This window comes from Paucibacter sp. B51 (assembly GCF_027863535.1).
GTDB lineage: Bacteria > Pseudomonadota > Gammaproteobacteria > Burkholderiales > Burkholderiaceae_C > Paucibacter_A > Paucibacter_A aquatilis.
Genome location: NZ_JAPIVN010000002.1, coordinates 297,011 through 316,889 on the forward strand (window position 1 = coordinate 297,011; position 19,879 = coordinate 316,889).

Here is a 19,879-nt window from a genome sequence, read left to right on the forward strand (position 1 = left end):
CTTGATGAATCCAAGCACACAGCAGCCCCGCCAAGGCCAGGCCCTCTTGGGTCTGCTGGCGGCCTGCTCGGCCGGCATGCTCTGGGGCACCGGCGCCTTGGTGGTCGATGTGCTGGTCAGCCGGCACGGCTTTTCGCCCGAGAACATTTCCTTCTGGCGCTTCAGCGTCGGCGCCCTGGTCTTGCTGGCCGTGTACGGCCGGCAGATCGACTGGGCCGTGTTGAAAAGCCTGTGGCTGACCATGGTGGCGGCCGGCGCCGCCATGGCCGGTTATGTGCTGTGCTGGTTCTTAGGGATAGAGCGCATCGGCCCGGCCGTGCCCACCTTGATTGCGCTGTGCCTGCCGCCCGTGCTGGTGACGCTGATCGGCCTGGCCCGGGGCACCGAGGCGCCGGGCTTGGGCCTGTTTGCCGCCCTGTGTGCCGCCCTGGCCGGCACAGTGATGTTGGTGCTCGGCCATGGCGCCGGCATCGATGTCGGGCACACACAAAACCTGTGGATCGGTGTCGCCTTCTCGGTGGCATCGGCGCTGCTCTACACCGGCTTCACGCTGGTGAGCTCGCGCCTCTCAGTGAGCATGGGGCCGGGCCCATCGAGCGCCTGCCTCACCGTCATCGCGGCAGTGAGCACCAGCCTGTTCGCGCTGATCCACCCGTTTCACTGGCCCGACTCGATTCCGCCGCAAGCCTGGTTTTTGTACCTGGGCCTGGTGACCGCCGCCCTGGCCTTGCTGGCCTTCAGCTGGGGCGCGGCACGCCTGAGCCCCAGCACCCTGACCGTGGCCACCTTGATGGAGCCGCTGACCGCCGTGCTGCTCTCAGCCTTGCTCCTGAACCAGAGCTTGAGGGCCAGCCAATGGCTGGGCGGCGCTTTGCTGCTGGTCAGCATCTGGGTGCTGGGGCGGCGGCAGGCCGGCACCACGGACACGAAAGCCGTGCCAGCCTCGCCGCCCTGCGACACTCCCGGCCTATGAGCCCCCGCGAACGCCGCGTCCTTCAAGCTATTCTCTACGAAGCCATTGCCGTGGCCATGGTCGGCCCGGCCGTGGCCTGGATGTTTGCCACCTCGCTGCAGTCCTCGGCCCTGCTCGCCCTGGCCATGTCCAGCATCGCCCTGGCCTGGAACTATGTGTTCAACGCCCTGTTCGAACGCTGGGAGGCGCGCCAAGCGGTCAAGGGCCGCTCCTTGGGCCGACGGCTGTTGCACGGCATCGGCTTTGAAGGCGGGCTGGTGCTGTTCCTGGTGCCGCTGATGGCCTGGTGGCTGGATATCAGCCTGCTCGAAGCCCTGATCGCCGACCTGGCCATCCTGGCGTTTTTCTTCGTCTACGCGATTGTCTTCACGTGGGCGTTTGATCGGGTGTTTGGGTTGCCGGAATCGGCCAAGGCATGAGCAAGGGAGTTTGGGGAAATCGGAGCGCCAAATCAGATGCAACCCTGTGATGCTTTTGTCGTTCTTTTGGTAGCCCTTTACCCGATCCCCAAGAGAAGGAAACAATGCCCAATCAAGCGCTTGCCTCAAGCAATCGATGCTTCGAGCCGTTGATGACGCCGAGGTTCGGTCGTAATTTTGTCGTCCAAAATTAGCGTCAAAGCGCATGCCCGAAACTTTCCTCGCCGAGATACACCTGCTATCTGCGGAGGATGGAGGGCGCGTCGGCCCTTTGGTGTCGGGCGAATGGCGAACTGTCCTCGGCATCAAAGACGAGCATTGGTCTGCGCGAATGCAGTTTGATGATGCCCCTGCGCCGGGTGAATGCTTTCGAGCGACGGTCCAGTTGCTCGTCCCAGAAGCTAAGCAGCACTTCCTCGCAGGCGCCAAATTCACGGTGTGGGAAGGTGGCACGAAGGGAGTCGGTCATGTTTTGCCCCCTGCGCTTTAACCTTTTGGTCAAGCGGACCTGCGTCAGCTACGCTGGATGGTCCGCTTACCGCGAACGTTCGACCTCACATGACGATATGCTCGTCGGAGAATTTTCAACGACAACTCACACGAGGAGAACACGAATGAGTCAAATACTGGCGATCCTTTCAGCAATAGCGCTCTCGATTTCGATCACTGGCTGCAGCCTTGCACCCATAGCCAAAGAGCTGCCTCTAGCGGCAGGTTCACCGATGGCTCCTTCAACCGAAGCCAACCTTGGCAAGGTCGTGTTCCTGAACGAGAACCCAAAGATCTACCGCAATGACTCCGACTTGCGCAACGTACATGGGCTGGACCGTGACCTTTGGAAAATGGCAGGAACAGGGCGCATCAACATCGCGGTGAACGGTAAGGGGCTCGGACAAGTGCACGTTGGGGAGTTCCTTGCTACCCTGCTTCCGTTTGGCACCTACGAAATTACTCTAGTGCACCAGGACATGGTCAACTTCGAGTCGAAGCATCAACTGGTGGTGAATACGCCTCACAAGCTCGTCGCGGTCTTCCCAACAATCACCTCCAACACCTTGGAGGTTGTTCCCGCAAGTCGCGGGCTTGGCGAGTACAAAGAAGCCAAGTAGTTAAGTTGGCGAGTGCCTCCACCATGAGGTCAAACCCCTCCATCGAACTGACAGTCACAAGAGGGCGTCGCCCCTTGTGAGTGCATCTAGTGTCAAGCCTCAGCCCTCACACGAGGCTCGGCCTCATAACTCTCAAAGCCAGACCCAGTCCAAGCTGTGGAACTAGCCACGGGCACTCCGCTTGGGCTCAATCGAATTCATCCATCGTTCACCCTCTGAGATGAGAGGCTTGTGCACAGTACTTTCATCAGGCGGGCATGCGCCAATGGTTCTGGCTCACCCTCTTCTTTCCATCTGGGATCTTCTTTGCATTTCACTGGGCACTCGGCCTCGCTATGGTTCTTGTCGGCCTTGGCCTGACGCTGATCGCTCTGAATCGATTCGGCGCTCTCGAATCCGGGCCAAAGCATGGCTAGGCTTGTTATGCGCTAGCGGAGACTGTGGCCGACTTTGTCCCTCCAGCAGTCGGGCAATGGCGAGCCATCCGAAGGCACGCTTCTTTCTGAGCCGATGGCTTCGAACCAGCGCGAGCCGACGCGCTTCGCTGAGTGCTTCGAGAGAAATCGAATAGGCCGCGAGGCAGGGTATAGCACTGCAGCATGGCCGACTCATACCCATTGCAGCGCGATGAGCTAGGGGTTGGTCGAAGCTGCTTCGCCCCCGATGATGAGCCCGGCACTGCGAGGCCGACTGACGCCGGCGCTGCAGCTGAACGCCAGCCCATCACCCGGAGCCCCACCGCCATGACACTTGCCATCACCGCAGAACACCTGGCCCAGATCGCTGGACGCAAGACGGCCCTGATGCCGGCCCTGGCCGAGTGGATGAACCAGCTGTGCCCGCAGTACCAGATCGACACGGCCCAGGAGTACGCGCATTTCCTGGCCCAGGCCTGCCATGAGACCGACCATTTCAAGACCTTGCGCGAGTACGCCTCGGGCAGCGCCTACGAGGGCCGGGCCGATCTGGGCAATACGCAGGCGGGTGACGGGGTGCGCTTCCGTGGCCGCGGCATTTTCCAGACCACGGGGCGGGCCAACTACCTGCAGCTGGGCATCAAGAAAGGCTCGCGCGATCTGTTCATCAACAAGCCGGAGCTGCTGGAAGAGCCCGAGATGGCGGTTTGGAGCGCCTGCGAGTACTGGCTGACCCGCAACCTCAACGACGCCGCCAACCACCCGGTCAGCGACCGGCTGAAGAAAAAATACAAAGGCGCGGTACTCGACCTCTCGCCGGTGGAGTTCATCAGCTACACCGTCAACGGCGGCAACCGCGGCCTCGAAGACCGCAAGGCCTTCTACGCCAAGGCGCTTGCGATTCTGAGCGAGGCTGAAGCGGGCAGCCGCGAGATGCCAGCCATGCCGGCGATGGCGGGGCTGGCCGCAGCGGGCAAGAGCAAGAGCAATAAAGCCAAGAGCAGCAAGGCCAAGGTCGAAAAAGCCGAGAAAGCCGAAAAGGCGGAGAAGGCCAGCAAGCCCAAGAAGACGCAAACCAAGGCCGCCGCCAAGGCAGCCCCCAAGCCCGACAGCAACAAAGCCAAGAAACCCAAGGCTGCGGTGCGAACCGTCAAGGCCAAGGCCAAAGCCAAAAACTGAGGCCGAATCACGACAGCCCTATTTCCAGCGAGGCAAGCCCAGATGAGCAGCGACACGCCCGACAGCAGCCCCAGCCGGGTCACCGGCATCGGCGGCATCTTCATCAAATCCAGCCAGCCCGAACGGCTGCGCGACTGGTACCGGCGCCACCTGGGTATCCCCGTCGAGGCCTGGGGCGGTACGGCCTTTCGCTGGCGCGGCGAACACAACCCCGAGGGCCAGGGCAGCACGGTCTGGAGCATTTTTGATGCCGCCAGCAGCTACTTCGACCCCAGCCCCGCCCCCTTCATGGTGAACTACCGCGTGGCCGATCTGCATGCCCTGCTGGCCCTGCTGCGGGCCGAGGGCTGCCAGGTCGACGACAAGGTGGATGAATCCGAATACGGCAAGTTCGGCTGGGTCATGGACCCCGACGGCAACCGCATCGAACTCTGGCAGCCGCCCGAGGGGCAGTAAACGGGGCGGGCGCCGGGACCAGGCGCCACCGTTCAGGGCTTTGGCGTTTCAGCCGGGGCTTCGAGCTTGCGGGCCGGGCTGACGATGACGTCGCCGGTCACGGCGCGCTCTGACGAGCGCTGCACAACATTACTCAGGGCTTGGGAGAGAAAGCCCGAATCGAACATGCGGCCGATGTTGATCGCGGTCGAGTTCGGGTCGTGGTAGCGGACGCTGTCGCGACGCACTTCGCGCTTCTTGACCGCCAGGGTGCGCGCATCCAGCGTCACTGTCTGGAAGTACATGTAGACGGCTACAAACACCGAGCTGGTGCCCTTCTCGCCAGTCTTGGGGTCGATGGTCTGGTAGTCACCATCGGCTTGGCCTTCAGCCTGCAGGCTCAGATCGCCATTGCCCGAGGACTCCAGGCCGGTGTAACGCTCGCGGGCAAGCGGTTGAATATAGATACCAATGCCGGCCAGGCGCTCGCCCATGCCCTTGACACTGGACATATGCCATTTGGGCAAGACCGCCACGATCTCGTCCCACTGGCTGCGCTCCGGCACGTCGCGCAGGTGCTCGATCAGCAGTGTCTCCAGGCGCTCCTCGCGCTGGACATAACGCTTCTCATCGACGTAGGCCATGGCCTCTTCCGGCGGCAGCCAGTCCAGCAGCACACGGCGGGTTTGCGGTTCGCTCTGCTTGAAGCCCTCATCGATGCCGTCCAACACCAGGCGATTCAGCGTCACCGGGTCCAGCCGCACTTCCTTGCGGGTGTAGGGCGCCAGATGGGTGCCGGTCTGCTCACGCTGACGCACGATGGTGATGCGATCACCAATGGCCGAGATCACCGCCACGGTGCGCGGCACCGGGCTCGTCGCGCTTACGCTGGATTCGGCAGTTTCGGCCTGGGCCGCGCCACCCAGACTGAAGAGCAGCATCGCGGCTGCAGACCATGTCGGCCAAGCCGCGGCGTCCCGCCGCTCAGCGGGTGCGCGCCGGGCGCATCGATCGCTTGTTTTGCCCTTGTTCCAAAGCATGTGACCCTCCTGGTTTTCTTTTTTATCAGCGCATCTCAGCGGATGCGACAGGCGGAGGATTCTGCCTTTTCTTCAGCTCAAACCGGACGCACGCTCCGCGCGCTGTGCGCGGAGCGACAGTCGGCTCAAGGGTTGAGCAAAGTGGGCATCGGCTGCCCACTGAATGCGGCCCGCAAATTGGCCTCGGCCAGCTCGCACATCGCCCGCCGCGTCGGCACCGAAGCGCTGGCGATATGCGGCGTGAGCACGACATTGACGCAGGCAAGCAGGTCGGGGTGCACCTGGGGCTCGCCCTCGAAGACATCGAGGCCGGCTGCGGCCAGTCGACCTTGCTGCAGGGCGCGGGCCAGGGCCACATCGTCCACCACGCCGCCGCGGGCGATATTGGTCAGGGTGGCGCTGGGCTTCATCAGGGCCAGGTCTTGCTCGGCCACCAGGTGGTGGGACGCCGGCGTGTAGGGCACGACGATGACGAGGTGATCGGCCTCGCGCAACAGCGCCTCCTTGCTGACCCAGCGGGCGCCGATGGGTGCCTCCTGCTCGGGCGCGAGCCGGCTGCGGTTGTGATAGATCACCTTCATGCCAAAGCCCAAGGCGCCGCGCCGTGCGATGGCCTGGCCAATCCGGCCCATGCCCAGGATGGCGAGGGTGGCACCGTGGATGTCGGCGCCAGCGAACAGGTCCACCCGCCATTGCTTCCAATCGCCACGGCGCAGGTAATGCTCGCTTTCGCTGATGCGCCGGGCCGCGGACATCATCAAGGCGAAGCCGAAGTCAGCCGTGGTTTCGGTCAGCACATCGGGCGCATTGCTGACGCGCACGCCGCGCGCGCTGCAAGCGGCCAGGTCCACATTGTTGTGGCCCACGGTCATCAGGCTGATGACGCGCAGCTCGGGGCAGGCGTCCAGCAGCTCGGCCGTGATCTGCTCGGTGCCGGAGGCGAACAGCCCCAGCTTGCCTTGCAGGCGCTGGCGCAAGGCTTCCGGGCTCAGGGGCTGATCGTCATCGGCGTAGTCGAGGTCAAAGGCCACAGCCATGCGCGCGGCGATGTCCGGAAAGATGCGGCGGGCCAAGAGCACGCGCGGTTTGGGGGCGGCAAGGTTCGACATGAAGAACAACACTCCTCAGAACCAGATCAAGCTCATCACGACAAACAAGGGGATCAACACCGCGCCCGACCAGACCATATAGCCAAAGAAGCTGGGCATGGCGATGCCGCGCTCTTCAGCGATGGCTTTGACCATGAAGTTGGGCGCATTGCCGATGTAGCTGTTGGCGCCCATGAACACCGAGCCGGCCGAGATGGCCACCAGCGTGGGCGCCAGCGTCGTCATCAGCTGCGCCGCATCACCCCCGGCCAGGTTGAAGAACACCAGATAAGTGGGCGCGTTGTCCAGGAAGGACGAGAGCAAGCCGCTGAACCAGAAGTAGGCCCAAGGCATGGGCTGGCCATCGGGCGCGGTGACGGCGCGGGTGACGGCGGCAAACGCACCCTGCTCGCCCGCCTTGAGCATGGCCAGCACCGGCGCCATGGTCACGAAGATGGCGGCAAAGAGCTTGGCCACCTCCAGCATGGGCGCCCAAGAAAACTGGTTGCGCGCACGCACATCACGGGGCGTCAGCACGACCGAGGCCAGGGTCACCAGGATCAGGGCGCCATCGCGCAGCAGGGCCGGCAGGCTCAGGCTCACGCCGCCGAGCTGCCAACCCGGGTGCGCCGGCTTCCACAGCCCGCTCATCAGCACCAGGCCCACCACCACGCCGAGCAAGGCGAAGTTCAGGCCGCCCTCGATGCCGAAGCGGTGGTCGTCCGGCGTGGGGTCACGCGGCAGCACGCCTTCGCGGCGGTAGAAATGGCGGTCCAGCCCGTAGAAGATGGCCAGCAGGCTGCCCACCATGAACAGGGTCTGCGGCGCCAGATGCTGCAGGGTCCAGAAGAAGCTCACGCCTTGCAGAAAACCCAGGAACAGCGGTGGGTCGCCCAGCGGCGTCAGCGCGCCACCGGCATTGCTGACGATGAAGATGAAGAACACCAGCACATGGACGTTGTGGCGGCGGTTGTCGTTAGCGCGGATCAGCGGCCGCACCATCAGCATGGACGCCCCCGTCGTGCCCATCACGCTGGCCAGGGCCGCGCCCACCGCCAGCAGGCCGACATTGAGCCCCGGGCTGCCATGCAGATTGCCGCGGATGAAGATGCCACCCGCGGTGGTGAACAGCGCCGTCAGCAGGATCACAAACGGCAGGTACTCGGCCACGGCGGTGTGCAGCAACACGCTGCCCGTCGTGCCGGCGCCCTCACGCGCCAGCAGCGGCAGCAGCAAAACCAAGGCCCAGCCGGCGCTGATCTTGCCGAAATGGCGGTGCCAGATCGCCGGCGCCAGCAAGGGCATCAGGGCGATGGACAGCAGCAAGCCCGCAAACGGCAGGCCCCAGAGTGCGCCGAAACGGCTGCCGTCCAGGTCGGCCGCCAGGGCTGGGCCGGCCGCGCCCGCCAACAGCAGCGCCGTGACCCGGCTGCCCCAGGTGCGCAAGACCTGGCCCCTCTTCACGCGCCCGCCGCGCTCAATCACGGTAGAAGCGCGTGAATTCGGCCACCGCTGCACGCTCGGTCAGCAGGCTGTTCTCCACCGCGGCGGGGTCGGCGTGACCGAGCGCCATGCCACAGACCACCATCTGGCTGGGCGCCAGCTGCAGCTCTTCGGCGATCAGGCGGTGAAACTGGGTGAATGCGGCCTGCGGGCAGGTGTGCAGGCCGCGGCCGCGCGCCGCGATCATCACGTTCTCCAGGAACATGCCGTAGTCCAGCCAGCTGCCCTGCTGCATGACGCGGTCGATGGTGAAGATCAGGCCGACCGGCGCATCGAAGAACTGGAAGTTGCGCGCATGTTGCGCCTGCATGCGGGCCTTGTCGGTCTTGGCGATGTTCAGCAGGCCATACAGATCCCAGCCCACCTTGCGGCGGCGGTCGATGTAAGGCGAGACCCATTCGGTCGGGTAGTAGGCGTATTCCTCCGTGTGCTTCGCCAACTCGGCCGGGTCGAGGTAGGCCGCCTGGATGCGGTCCACCAGGCGCTGACGCGCCGCGCCGGTCAGCACATGGACCTGCCAGGGCTGGGTGTTGGTGCCCGACGGCGCCCGGGACGCCACGTTCAGGATCTCCTCGATCTGACTCTCCGGCACCTCGGTGGGCAAGAAGGCGCGCATGGAGCGCCGGGTCACGATGGCGGTGTCCACGGCGGCCGTGTCGGCGGGCGTGGGTTGCTGGAACAGATTGGGTGAGGTCATATGGCGCGCGCAGCGTCCGGGTGGACAAAAAACAAAGAAGAGGCGTGGCCGAAACAGCCGACGGTTGGGGGAAATTCAACCACAAAGATTCAAGACGACCGGCCCCGGCTTTCACCGCAGCCGCCACGCCGCCCAGGCCCTGACCGCTTCGTTGAGCGTGTTGGCCTGCACTGCCACCGTGGTGGCGATGTCATGGCCGTAGCCGCCGGCCATGCTGAGGGCCACAGGGATGCCACGCTCGCAAAGGGCGGAGAGCACGCGCCGGTCGCGTTCCAGCAGGCCGGCGCTGCTGAGCTTGAGGCGGCCGAGGCGGTCGCCCTCGTGCGGGTCGGCGCCGGCCAGATAGAAGGCCAGGCCGGGCATGGCGCCTGCGGCGGCATGGCGAGCCCAGATCTCTTCGAGCGCCTGGTCCAGCGCCTGCAGATAGGGCTCGTCAGTGCAGCCATCGGGCAGTTCCACATCGAGATCGCTGCGCTCCTTGCGGGCCGGGAAGTTCTTGGCGCCGTGCATGGAGAAGGTGAACACGCTGTCGTCGCCCTCGAAAATGGCGGCCGTGCCATTTCCCTGGTGGACATCGAGATCGATCACGAGCACGCGAAGCCACGAATCGCCCGGCCCCGCCTGCGCGCTCCACTCCTGCTGCATCAGGCGCGCGGCCACCGCGACATCGTTGAAGACGCAGTAGCCCGAGCCCCGGTCGGCAAAGGCATGGTGGGTGCCGCCGGCCATGTTCGCGGCCACACCCTCGGCCAAGGCGGCGCGGGCTGCAGCAATGCTGGCGCCCACCGAATGAAGCGAGCGCGCCGCCATCGAGGGCGACCAGGGGAAGCCGATCTCGCGCTGCTGGGCCGCGCTCAACTGGCCCTGCAATACCGCGTTCACATACTCCGGCGTGTGGACGAGGCAGAGTTCCGCCTCGCTGGCAGCCGGCGCCGGCTCCATACGCAGCAGACCGGGCTCGGCCTCGAAAAGCTCGCGCAACAGGCGGTACTTGCTGGCGGGAAAGCTGTGACCCGGCGGCAAGGCCAGGGAATGGGCGTCGGAATGAAAGGCCTGCATGGGTGCACACCATAGCGGGCGGTGGCATTCCGTGCCTGTCATGGGGGCGTCACCGCGCGGCGCCAAGCTGCGGAAGAAGGCAGGATTTCCGGCGGATCCCCCTAATTTGCTGCGCCGCAGCAAAAATGTCTTGCAAAGCCGCCCGGCATCCCTATACTTCGTTTTGTTGCAGTGCAACATTTATCGCTGTCGAACGATTTCATCCATCGAATCAACGGGGGTCACCCCCCATCAGGAGTGCTCCATGCTGACTACCGAACAAATCATCGCCGCCCACAAAGCCAATGTCGAAACCCTGTTTGGCTTGACCAACAAGGCTTTCGAAGGCGTGGAAAAGCTGGTCGAACTGAACCTGCAAGTAGCCAAGACCGCCCTGAGCGAAGTCGCTGAGTCGACCCACGCCGCCCTGTCGGTGAAGGACGCTCAAGAGCTGCTGGCCCTGCAAAGCGCCCTGCTGCAGCCCAGCGCCGAGAAGGCCGCTTCCTACAGCCGCCATCTGTACGACATCGCCTCCAGCACCAATGCCGAAGTGGCCAAGGTCGCTGAAGCCCAGCTGGCCGACATCCAGGCCAAGTTCTCGGCCGTGGTCGAAAACGCTGCCAAGAACGCACCGGCCGGCACCGAAAACGCCGTCGCCCTGGTGAAGAGCGCCGTCGCTGCCGCCAACAACGCCTTCGAGACCGTGCAAAAGGCAGCCAAGCAAGCCACCGAAGTGGCCGAAGCCAACTTCGAAGCCGCCACCAACAGCGCCGTCAAGGCCACCCAAACGGCCACCCGCGCTTCCAAGCGCGCTGCCGCCTGAGCCTTCCCGCATCAGTTGTCTCCTCGGCACCGCTGAGGCCGGCCTCGCCGGTCCCCAAACGTGCCCTTCAAGCCCAGCATCCGCTGGGCTTTTTTTCATCTGTGAAGCTGTTCATGTAACCGCACACGGTGAACCTACGCCGTCTTGATCTGGCTCGCTGCGGTGGCTTGGCCCTCCGCCGGGCTCATGGTTCGCGGGTCGGCTCTGCGAGCCGACTCCCCTCGCTGCTCACTCCGCGGCTCAGCGGCGCCAAACTCCCTCCGTTCGCTGCGCTCACTGTGGTCAGACAGTGGCGCCGAGTCAGCGCTTGAAGCGCGCGTGACCGCGCGCCTGAGCCGCTTCGCTGCGCCCTCGGCCGCGCACAAATCGCCCGTCGGCGGGCCGAGCCGCCTCCGAAGATGGCGTTCTCCACCGACGAGGGGCACATAGACCGCGAATGCAAGCGCTCTGCAGCCCGTGCCGCTGCCGGGCGATTTGTGCCGGGCCGAGCAGCACAGCGCCTCGGGGCGCGCACGTACTCGTGCGCTTCAAGTTCTGACTTGGCGCTTCTGTCTGAACGAAGCGAACGCAGGGAGCGGAGTGAGTTATGCGCCAGCCCCGAGGCGCGAGCAGCGCAGGGAAGTCGGCCCGGCAGGGCCGACCCCGGAACCATGAGCCCGGCGGCGGCGCGGGCTGCAGGGCCTCACGTTGCACCCCAAAAGCCGCTCCGAACACAGCAAGGCAAGTGAGGGGCGAAAGCTCAAGCCCGCCCCGCCAACACCCCCGGCTGATCGAGCTGATCGGCCACCAGTTCCAGGCGCAGCAAGGGGTTGTCGAGTTGCATCAGGCGCTGGCGCTCTTCGGGGGGCAGGGGCAGCAGCTCGCACCAGCGGTTGGCCAGCCAGCCGCTGTCGTCCCAGCGGTAAGGGGGCTGCACCGGCACATCCACCGCGGCAGCCCCTTGCTCCAGGCTGTGCAGCAGGCTTTGCAAGAGGGTGGAAGTGACCTTCAGGTCGGTGGGCACGGGCACGGCCGCATCCTCGGCCATGGGCTCGATCTGCCCCACCCACAGGCCGCCGGGCAGGCATTCGCTGGACAGCAGGCGAAAGCGCTGGCCGCCACGGCAGCGAATGCGCATCAAGCCGGCTTGCAGCGTTTCGCAATGCTCGATGCGGGCCAGGGTGCCCACGCTCTGAAACCGCTCCTGCACAAAGGCCTCGCCACGCGCCGGGTCGCGGCGGCGCACCTCGCCGCCTTCGATCAGGCTGAGCACGCCGAAGGGCCGGCCCTCGCGCCAGCAGCGCTGCACCATGTCCAGATAGCGCGGCTCAAAGATCTGCAGCTGCAAATAGCCCTCGGGAAAAAGCACCGACTGCAGCGGGAACAAGGGCGTGGCGGAATCGGGTTGGGTCACGGGCGATGCACCAGATGCCGGGAGGCGAGGCCCCTAGCCTAGCCGAGACTGAGCGCCCCGCCCCGGCCTGGGGCTGTCTTGAGTCCTAACGGGTCTTTTCAGCGATGCGCGCACGCAACTGCGACAAGGCGGCCTGCGCCGCCTCGCGGCCGGCCTGGATGGAGCGGCGCCGGGCGCCAAAATCCGCGCTGCCCACGCCATCGAGCTTGGGCCGCACCAGCACATCGGCCTCGCGCAGCTCGAAGTTGTTGATGCTGCGGCCCATGATGGAAAAAGTCTGCATCAGCATGGGGATGGCGCCAGTGCCGGGTTTTTCTTCCGGCGGCGAGGAGATGTCCACCGCAATCACCAGCTCGGCCCCCATCTGGCGCGCATAGCGCACCGGCACCGGGGCGACCAGGCCGCCGTCGACATAGTCTCGGTTGCCAATGCGCACCGGCTGGAACACCGCCGGCACCGAGCTGGAGGCCCGCACCGCCACGCCGGTGTCGCCGCGGCGGAACAGCGAGCCGGAGCCGTCCGACAAATCGGTGGCCACCACGCCCAGCGGGATGCGCATCTGCTCGATGTTCTTGCCGCCGGTTTTCTCTCGCACATACTTGGCCAGGGCCTCGCCGCGGATCAGGCCGCGGGTCGGGAAGGCCCAGTCGGTGATGGCGCCTTCGTCCATGGTCTCGGCCAGCGTGGCCAGCTCGCGCCCGCTCATGCCCGAGGCGTACAGCGCCGCCACCAGGCTGCCGGCCGAGGTGCCGGCCACCAGATCGACCTTGATGCCGTTCTCCTCCAGCACCTGGATCACGCCGATGTGGGCAAAGCCACGCGCCGCGCCGCCGCCCAGGGCCAGGCCGATCTTGGGCGGCACGGGGGGCGCCTTCACGACCGGCACCACCACGGGCGCCACCGGATCGGCCGGCGCCGGCGTGCTGGGGCTGCTGGGCGCCGCGGCCGGGCCCGAGCCGATCAAGGGCACATGCGAGCAGGCGGCCAGCGTCAGGACCAGCAGGGCGGCACCGAGACGAACTGGCGCCGCAGCGCGCAGCCTGGGGAACAAGAAGGAAAACTTGGAGGAGATCGCAGACATGGCGCGGATTCTAGGAGGGCGCCCGCTAGCGCCGCCCGTGTGCCCCGACACCCTGCAAAACCCCGAAGGCCGGCCTCACCCGGCGCGGCCACAATCGCGCCCCGGCCCGGTGTTTTCTCGCTCGGACCGTTTCGTCTCTCCTCTTGCTGTACCGACGCTGTCCTTTCACCATGAGCTTGTCTGCCACCTCGCCCCTGCCTTCCCGTCTCGCTGCGCCGCGCTGGCGCCGCTGGCTGCGCCGCAGCCTGCTCGGCCTGCTGCTGATCGCCGGGCTGCTGGCCATGACGCTCTGGGCCCTGCTGCGCGCCAGCCTGCCGCAGCTGGATGGCCGCATCCGGCTGCCCGGTTTGAGCGCGCCGCTGAGCGTGGCGCGTGACAGCCTGGGCACGGCCGTGCTGCAGGGCGAGAACCGCCTGGACCTGGCCCGCGGCCTGGGTTTTGTTCATGCCCAGGAGCGCTTTTTCGAGATGGACCTGAGCCGCCGCTCGGCCGCCGGCGAGCTGGCTGCCCTGTTCGGCCCCAAGGCCGTGGAGCGCGACCAGGAGCGCCGCCTACACCGCCTGCGCGCCCGCCTGAGTGAGCGCCTGGCCGGCATGAGCGAGGCCGATCGCGCCCTGCTGCAAGCCTATGCCAGCGGCGTCAACGCCGGCCTGGCGGCCCTGCGCGTGCGGCCCTGGCAGTACCTGCTGCTGCGCGCCGAGCCGCAAGACTGGACGCCGGTCGACTCCCTGCTGGTGATTGGCGAGATGTTCACCATGCTGCAAAGCGGGGGCATCCAGGGCGGCTTTGAGCGCGCCCTGCTGCGCGAGAAAGCCGGCGACACCCTGTTCGACTGGCTCCACCCGCGCGGTGGCCGCTGGGATGCCGCCCTCGACGGCAGCCAGCTGCCGCCCCTGCCCCTGCCCGGCCCCGAGCTGCTCAATCTGCAGAAATCGGCCCACAAGCCTGAAGCGCTGGCCCGTGCGACATCGCTCGATGAAGCCCCGGTCGGCAGCAACAACTGGGCCGTGGCCGGCAGCCGCACGGCCGACGGCCGCGCCATACTGGCCGATGACATGCACCTGAGCCTCTCGGTGCCCAGCATCTGGTACCGCACCCAGCTGCAGCTGGGCCGTGGCGAGGGCGCGCTGCGCGCCGCCGGCCTCAGCCTGCCCGGCGTGCCCAGCCTGATCGTGGGCAGCAACGGCCAGGTGGCCTGGGGCTTCACCAATGCCTACGGCCAGTGGTTCGACTGGATTGCGCTGCCGGCCGAGATTCCGGCCGAGCGCCTGCGTGTGTTCAACGAGCGCATCGAGGTCAAGGGCGAGCCCGCGCGCGCCTTCCGCGTGCAGGAGGTGGACGGCGCCCCCATCGCCAAGACCCTGCAAGGCCAGCGTTATGCCCTGCGCTGGGCGGCGCACCAGGGCGAGGCCTACAACCTGGGTCTCGATCAGTTCCTGCAGGCGCGCAGCGCGGACGAGGTGCTCGCTCTGGCCCAGCGCGCCGGCCTGCCGCACCAGAACCTGCTGGTGGCCGACCGCCAGGGCCAGATCGCCTGGACCGTGGCCGGCCGCCTCTGGAGCGGCTCCGGCCTGGGTGAACGTTATGCCAGATTCCAGAGCCTGGACAGCCCAGCCCGGGGCTGGCTGGCGCCGGCCGACTACCCGGTGATCAAGAACCCCAGCCAAGGCCAGCTCTGGACGGCCAACAACCGCCAGGCCTCCGGCGCCTGGGGCGAGCTGATCGGCGATGGCGGCTTTGACCTCGGCGCCCGTGCGCAGCAGGTGCGGGATCGCCTGAGCGAGAAGCCCCGCCATGACGAAGCCAGCCTGGCCGCCATCCAGCTGGACCATGAGGCCCGCTTCATCAAGAGCTGGGCGCGCCGCGCCGAGGCCCGGCTGGCCGCCAGCCCCGCGCCCACCGCCGCCCAGGCCGAGGCCCTGCGCCTGCTCCAGCAATGGAACGGTCAGGCCGCCGCCGACCAGGCCGGCTACCGCCTGGCGCGCAGCGTGCGCCTGCGCTGCCTGGACGCCCTCTGGGACGCCTGGAGCCGCGCCGCGCTGGGCAAGGATTTGGGCGACGAGCTGCAAGGCGACGAGAAGACCCGCATCGGCTGGAAAAAGAACTTCGAGTACAGCGCGGTGCAGGCCCTGGAGCTGCGCCCGGTCCATCTGCTGCCGCCGGGCTTCAGCAGCTGGGAGGCCTTCGAGCTGAGCCAGATCGACGCGGCGATGGCCGAGATGAGCCAGGGCAGCGGCAAGCAACGCCGCCCGCTGGCCGAGGCGACCTGGGGCGAGGCCAATCCGGCGCGCATCCAGCATGTGCTCTCACGCGCGATTCCGGCCCTGAGCCGCTGGCTGGACATGCCGGTCGAGGGCATGGACGGCGACGGCAATCTGCCCCAGGTCATGCAGCAGCGCCACGGCCAGTCGCAGCGCCTGGTGGTGGCGCCCGGCCATGAGGCCCAGGGCCTGCTGTCCATGCCGGGCGGCCAGAGCGGCCACCCGCTCTCGCCCTACTACGGCGCCGGCCATGCCGACTTCATGCGCGCCCGGCCCACGCCGCTGCTGGCCGGGCCGGCCAAGCATCAGCTGGAAGCGCGGCCCTGAAGTGGCGCCAGCTCAGATCGCGTAATGCCACAGCTCCGCGTGCTCATCGAGCACGCGGGTGCCGGCAGCCACAAAGACCGGGAACTCCTCGGCACGCAGCGGCCGGCTGAACAGATAACCCTGCACCTCCTTGCAGCCCTGGCTGCGCAGGAATTGCATTTGCTCCAGGGTCTCGACCCCCTCGGCAATGGTCTGCAGGCCCAGGCTGTGGGCCATGCTGATGATGGCGCTGACGATGGCGCGGTCCTCCGGGTCGTCGCCCAGGTCGCGCACAAAGCTCTGGTCGACCTTGAGCTTGTAGACCCGGAACTTCTTCAGATAGCTGAGCGAGGAGTAGCCGGTGCCGAAATCGTCGATGGACAGGCGGATGCCGCGGCGGTGCAAATCGTTCATCACCGCGATGGCGCCCTGCGGGTCGCGCATGGCCACGCCCTCGGTCAGCTCCAGCTCCAGCAGCTCGGCCGGCAGGGCGACTTCATCGAGGATGCGGCTGATCTGACCCGGCAGGTCGTTGTGACGGAACTGCACCGAAGACAGATTCACCGACATCACCAGCGGCGCCATGCCCTGCGCCATCCAGGCCTTGAGCTGCTGCACAGCCGTGCGCATCACCCACTCGCCAATCGGCACGATCAGGCCGGTCGATTCAGCCACCGGGATGAACTCGGCCGGCGAGACCTCGCCCAGCTCCGGGTGGCGCCAGCGCAGCAAGGCCTCGGCTCCGATCACCTGGCCGCTGACCAGGGACACCTGCGGCTGGTAGACCAGGCTGAGCTGGTCGCGCTCGAGCGCGCGGCGCAATGAATTCTCCAGCTGCAGGCCACGCCGGGCCTCGGCCTGCATCAGGCTGGTGAAGAAGCGGAAGCTGTTGCGGCCGTCCTGCTTGGCGCGGTACATGGCGATGTCGGCGCTGCGGCACAGGGCGTCGAAATCGCTGCCATCCGAGGGGTACATGGCGATGCCGATCGAGGGCGTGACATTGAGCTCGTGCTGCTCGATCTGGAAGGGCTGGGCGGCCAGCTCCATGACCTTCTCGGCCACATGGCCGGCGCCGGTGTTGTCGGTGCCGGGCAGGACCAGGATGAACTCATCGCCGCCCAGGCGCGAGACCGTGTCCTGCTCGCGCACGGCGGTCTTGAGGCGGCGCGCCAGGGTCTTGAGCAGCTCATCGCCGAAGCGGTGGCCGAGCGAGTCGTTGACGTTCTTGAAATGGTCGAGATCAAGAAAAACCAGGGCCAGGCTCTCGCCATGGCGGCGTGCGATCTCGATGGCCTGGTGGCAGCGCTCGGCCAGCAGCACGCGGTTGGGCAGGCCGGTCAGCGCGTCGAAATGAGCCAGGCGCTGGATGTGGGCCTCGGCGCGCTGTTGCTCCAGCACCTTTTGCTCCATGGCCAGCACGGTCTGCTGCAGCTGACGCGTGCGTTTCTTGATCAGGTGTTCGAGCTCATCCTTGGCCTGCACCAGGGCACCCTCGGCGTTCTTGCGCGCGCTGATGTCCATGGTGATCCAGATCGAGCCGCGCGAGAGGTCGCTGACGTCAATGGCCTTGCTGCGCACCTCGCAGTGCACCGGCGTGCCGTCCTTCTTGCGCAGCAGCATCTCGCCTTCGAACGCACGGCCCTGCTTGAAAGGCTCGTAGCAGCGCTGGCCGGCAGCCTCCCAATCGGTATCGCTGAGGTACCACTGGCGCGAGGAGCTGCCGTTGAGCTCGCCCGGTTCGTAGCCGAACAAGAGCTCGAAGCTGCGATTGCAACGCGTCACACGGCGGTCGCGCAAAAAGACGATGCCGACCATGGAATGTTCCAGGATCAGCTGCAGCTCGGCCGTCACCGCGGCCAGGGCATCCTGGGCCTGGCGCTGCTCGGTGATGTCGTCGACGATCCAGATCGAGCCCTGGGCCGGGTCGTCGGGCGCAATCAATCGGCCCGTCATGCTGGCCCAGAACAGCTCGCCATTGCGGCGCCGCATCAGGCGCTCGGTCTTGTAGCGCTGGCCCGAGGCCATCACCGGGTAGGCCTCGGCGCCCAGCTGCTTGAAGGCCGGCTCATCGGGGTAGAGCTCCACGCTGCTGCGGCCCAGCGGCTCGCTGGCATCGGCATAGCCAAAGATCTCGGCGTAGCGGCCATTGCAGCGCAGGATGACGCGCTGCCGCACGTAGACGATGCCCAGGCCGGCGCTGCCCAGAATGATGTCGCGCTCGCGCAAGGCCAGCTCGAGCTGGCGGTTGACGTCGGAACTCGGCGCGGGATCTGTGGGCAACAAGTCTTCGCTCATCGTGAGGCTGTACGCTGCAAGCCGATGCCGGGCGCCAGGTGTCGCCCAGAGCCCCAAGTGCCGAACTCCACAGCCCGGGGCCAGCTGTGAATGTACATGGCCGCCCGGGATTCAGGCCGCTTTGTAGGTCTGCAAATGAATGCTTGTTTCGGTGGCGCCGATGCCCTTGATCAGGCGCACCCGCTCCAGCACATCGGCCAGCTCGGCCAGGGTGGCGGCGCGCAGCTCGGCCAGCAGATCCCAGCGGCCATTGGTGTCGAAGAGGCCAGCCACGCCGGGCTCGCCCAGCAGGATGCTGATCACCTCGCGGGTTTTGTTGCCCTCCACGGCGATGCTCATCCAGGCGCAAATCTCGTTGGGCGTGACATCGGGCCGCAAGCGCACCGTGTAGCCGACGATGACGCCGGCATCCTCCAGCTTGGCGATGCGGTTGGTCACGGTGCCGCGCGAGACCTTGAGCTTGGCGGCCAGGGTGGCCACGGTGGCGCGGGCGTCGAGGCGCAGCAGCGCCAGCAGTTGTTGATCCAGGGTGTCCATGGGCGAGAAGAAGTGAACGGGTGAATGGGTGAAGGGGCGGTGAGGACGTCGGGTGTTTTGTTCACCCGATCATTTGTTCACTCGTTCACGCCCACCAAAACTGCCATTTCGCCAATTATGTCTATCGAAATGGCAGAAACCCATCACTTTTTGAGCAGTTCTTGCTCTTCTCGCTAGCAGCGAGCTTGGGAAGAATCCATCTCAACAGAACAACGGAGACCTCCCATGACCACTTTGCTGAACACACAAGACGTCGCCCGAATGGCCCAAACCCTCGGCATGGCCGAGTTGTTCAAGCGCATGGTGGGCTATCTCGAAGCCGATTACCTGCGCTGGAACGAATTTGACAAATGCGCCCGCGTGGCCAGCCACTCGCCCGATGGCGTGATCGAGCTGATGCCGATTGCCGACGCCAGCCTCTACAGCTTCAAGTACGTCAACGGCCATCCCAAGAACACCCGCGCCGGCCTGCCCACGGTCATGGCCGTGGGCCTGCTGGCCGATGTGGCCACCGGCCGGCCCGAGCTGCTCAGCGAGCTGACCCTGAGCACCGCCATCCGCACCGCCGCCACCTCGGTGATGGCCGCCAAGCAGCTGGCCCGCAAAAACGCCCGCAGCATGGCCTTGATCGGCAATGGCGCGCAGAGCGAGTTCCAGGCCCTGGCCTTCCACCACCTGCTGGGCATCAATGAAATCCGCCTGTTCGACATCGACCCGGCTGCCACCGCCAAGCTGCAGCGCCATCTGAGCGCCCTGCCCGGCTTGCGCCTGATCGCCTGCAAGAGCACGGCCGAGGCCGTGCGCGGCGCCGACATCGTCACCACCGTGACGGCCGACAAGACCAATGCCACCATCCTGACGCCCGAGATGATCGAGCCCGGCATGCACATCAACGGCGTCGGTGGCGACTGCCCCGGCAAGACCGAGATGCACCGCGGCGTCCTGGAGATGGCCTCGGTCTTCGTCGAATTCGAACCGCAATCGCGCATCGAAGGCGATGTGCAGCAGATGCCGGCCGATTTCCCGGTGACCGAGTTCTGGCGCGTGCTCAAGGGCTTGAGCACGGGCCGCGCCAGCGAGCAGGAGATCACCTTCTTCGACTCGGTGGGCTTTGCGCTGGAGGACTATTCCATGCTGCGCCTGCTGCGCGACCTGGCCCGCGAGCTGGGCCTGGGCCAGGACGTGAGCCTGATCCCGCAGATGGCCGACCCCAAGGACTTGTTCGGCCAGCTGGGCCTGAGCCAACCGGCTGCGGCCCTGGCGCAAGCGGCAGCCTGAGCGCGGGC

The 19,879-nt window shown here is 66.3% G+C and carries 17 protein-coding genes; 8 read left to right on the plus strand and 9 right to left on the minus strand.

All coding sequences use genetic code 11. From position 1 onward, the window contains the following. Positions 1 to 4 precede the first annotated feature (4 nt). The 5 genes from OOB33_RS22200 to OOB33_RS22220 all read left to right on the plus strand — a co-directional run bounded on the left by OOB33_RS22200 (position 5) and on the right by OOB33_RS22220 (position 4,552). The gene (locus OOB33_RS22200; RefSeq protein ID WP_271010257.1) at positions 5 to 973 is read left to right on the plus strand and encodes a DMT family transporter; all 969 of its coding nucleotides are present in this window, start codon (positions 5 to 7) and stop codon (positions 971 to 973) included. Beyond that, positions 970 to 1,392 (plus strand): PACE efflux transporter, encoded by a 423-nt coding sequence (locus OOB33_RS22205; protein ID WP_271010258.1) that lies wholly within the window; start codon positions 970 to 972, stop codon positions 1,390 to 1,392. Before OOB33_RS22200 ends, OOB33_RS22205 begins: the two co-directional genes overlap by 4 nt. A gap of 614 nt (positions 1,393 to 2,006) precedes the next feature. Beyond that, entirely contained in the window at positions 2,007 to 2,501 is a 495-nt protein-coding gene (locus OOB33_RS22210; protein WP_102766344.1) for a hypothetical protein, read from the plus strand. A 743-nt stretch (positions 2,502 to 3,244) separates the two neighbouring features. Beyond that, positions 3,245 to 4,096, plus strand: coding sequence for a glycoside hydrolase family 19 protein (locus tag OOB33_RS22215; protein WP_271010259.1), 852 nt, complete (start codon positions 3,245 to 3,247; stop codon positions 4,094 to 4,096). A gap of 42 nt (positions 4,097 to 4,138) precedes the next feature. Next, the gene (locus tag OOB33_RS22220) at positions 4,139 to 4,552 is read left to right on the plus strand and encodes a VOC family protein (protein ID WP_271010260.1); all 414 of its coding nucleotides are present in this window, start codon (positions 4,139 to 4,141) and stop codon (positions 4,550 to 4,552) included. A gap of 32 nt (positions 4,553 to 4,584) precedes the next feature. Here the strand turns inward: OOB33_RS22220 and OOB33_RS22225 are convergent, their stop codons facing one another. From OOB33_RS22225 to OOB33_RS22245, 5 genes are all read right to left on the minus strand, one after another. Then, positions 4,585 to 5,472 carry a hypothetical protein gene (locus tag OOB33_RS22225; protein ID WP_271010261.1) on the minus strand — a complete coding sequence of 296 codons (888 nt, stop codon included), beginning with the start codon at positions 5,470 to 5,472 and terminating at the stop codon, positions 4,585 to 4,587. A 224-nt stretch (positions 5,473 to 5,696) separates the two neighbouring features. Continuing rightward, positions 5,697 to 6,680, minus strand: a complete 984-nt coding sequence (locus OOB33_RS22230) for a 2-hydroxyacid dehydrogenase (protein WP_271010262.1) — start codon at positions 6,678 to 6,680, stop codon at positions 5,697 to 5,699. A gap of 15 nt (positions 6,681 to 6,695) precedes the next feature. Continuing rightward, positions 6,696 to 8,123 carry a sodium:proton antiporter gene (locus tag OOB33_RS22235; RefSeq protein WP_442953058.1) on the minus strand — a complete coding sequence of 476 codons (1,428 nt, stop codon included), beginning with the start codon at positions 8,121 to 8,123 and terminating at the stop codon, positions 6,696 to 6,698. A gap of 13 nt (positions 8,124 to 8,136) precedes the next feature. After that, the gene (locus OOB33_RS22240) at positions 8,137 to 8,859 is read right to left on the minus strand and encodes a nitroreductase (RefSeq protein ID WP_102766340.1); all 723 of its coding nucleotides are present in this window, start codon (positions 8,857 to 8,859) and stop codon (positions 8,137 to 8,139) included. Positions 8,860 to 8,970: 111 nt separating this feature from the next. Further along, positions 8,971 to 9,918, minus strand: coding sequence for a histone deacetylase family protein (locus OOB33_RS22245; RefSeq protein ID WP_271010263.1), 948 nt, complete (start codon positions 9,916 to 9,918; stop codon positions 8,971 to 8,973). Positions 9,919 to 10,162: 244 nt separating this feature from the next. Here OOB33_RS22245 and OOB33_RS22250 point away from each other — a divergent pair, with 244 nt between their 5' ends. After that, complete coding sequence (locus OOB33_RS22250; protein ID WP_102766338.1) at positions 10,163 to 10,720, plus strand: phasin family protein; 558 nt, start codon at positions 10,163 to 10,165, stop codon at positions 10,718 to 10,720. 739 nt (positions 10,721 to 11,459) lie between these two features. On the opposite strand, the gene OOB33_RS22255 is transcribed toward OOB33_RS22250, so the two are convergent. Next, positions 11,460 to 12,113 (minus strand): LON peptidase substrate-binding domain-containing protein, encoded by a 654-nt coding sequence (locus OOB33_RS22255; RefSeq protein ID WP_102766337.1) that lies wholly within the window; start codon positions 12,111 to 12,113, stop codon positions 11,460 to 11,462. Positions 12,114 to 12,198: 85 nt separating this feature from the next. Continuing rightward, entirely contained in the window at positions 12,199 to 13,194 is a 996-nt protein-coding gene (locus OOB33_RS22260; protein ID WP_333780348.1) for a patatin-like phospholipase family protein, read from the minus strand. 170 nt (positions 13,195 to 13,364) lie between these two features. On the opposite strand from OOB33_RS22260, the gene OOB33_RS22265 reads away from it, so the two are divergent. After that, positions 13,365 to 15,782, plus strand: coding sequence for a penicillin acylase family protein (locus OOB33_RS22265; RefSeq protein ID WP_271010264.1), 2,418 nt, complete (start codon positions 13,365 to 13,367; stop codon positions 15,780 to 15,782). 12 nt (positions 15,783 to 15,794) lie between these two features. Here the strand turns inward: OOB33_RS22265 and OOB33_RS22270 are convergent, their stop codons facing one another. Both OOB33_RS22270 and OOB33_RS22275 read right to left on the minus strand, forming a co-directional pair. Beyond that, the gene (locus OOB33_RS22270) at positions 15,795 to 18,056 is read right to left on the minus strand and encodes a sensor domain-containing protein (RefSeq protein WP_271010265.1); all 2,262 of its coding nucleotides are present in this window, start codon (positions 18,054 to 18,056) and stop codon (positions 15,795 to 15,797) included. Positions 18,057 to 18,167: 111 nt separating this feature from the next. Next, positions 18,168 to 18,593 carry an Lrp/AsnC family transcriptional regulator gene (locus OOB33_RS22275; RefSeq protein WP_102766333.1) on the minus strand — a complete coding sequence of 142 codons (426 nt, stop codon included), beginning with the start codon at positions 18,591 to 18,593 and terminating at the stop codon, positions 18,168 to 18,170. 225 nt (positions 18,594 to 18,818) lie between these two features. Here OOB33_RS22275 and OOB33_RS22280 point away from each other — a divergent pair, with 225 nt between their 5' ends. Beyond that, positions 18,819 to 19,871 (plus strand): ornithine cyclodeaminase, encoded by a 1,053-nt coding sequence (locus tag OOB33_RS22280; protein ID WP_102766332.1) that lies wholly within the window; start codon positions 18,819 to 18,821, stop codon positions 19,869 to 19,871. Positions 19,872 to 19,879 lie beyond the last annotated feature (8 nt).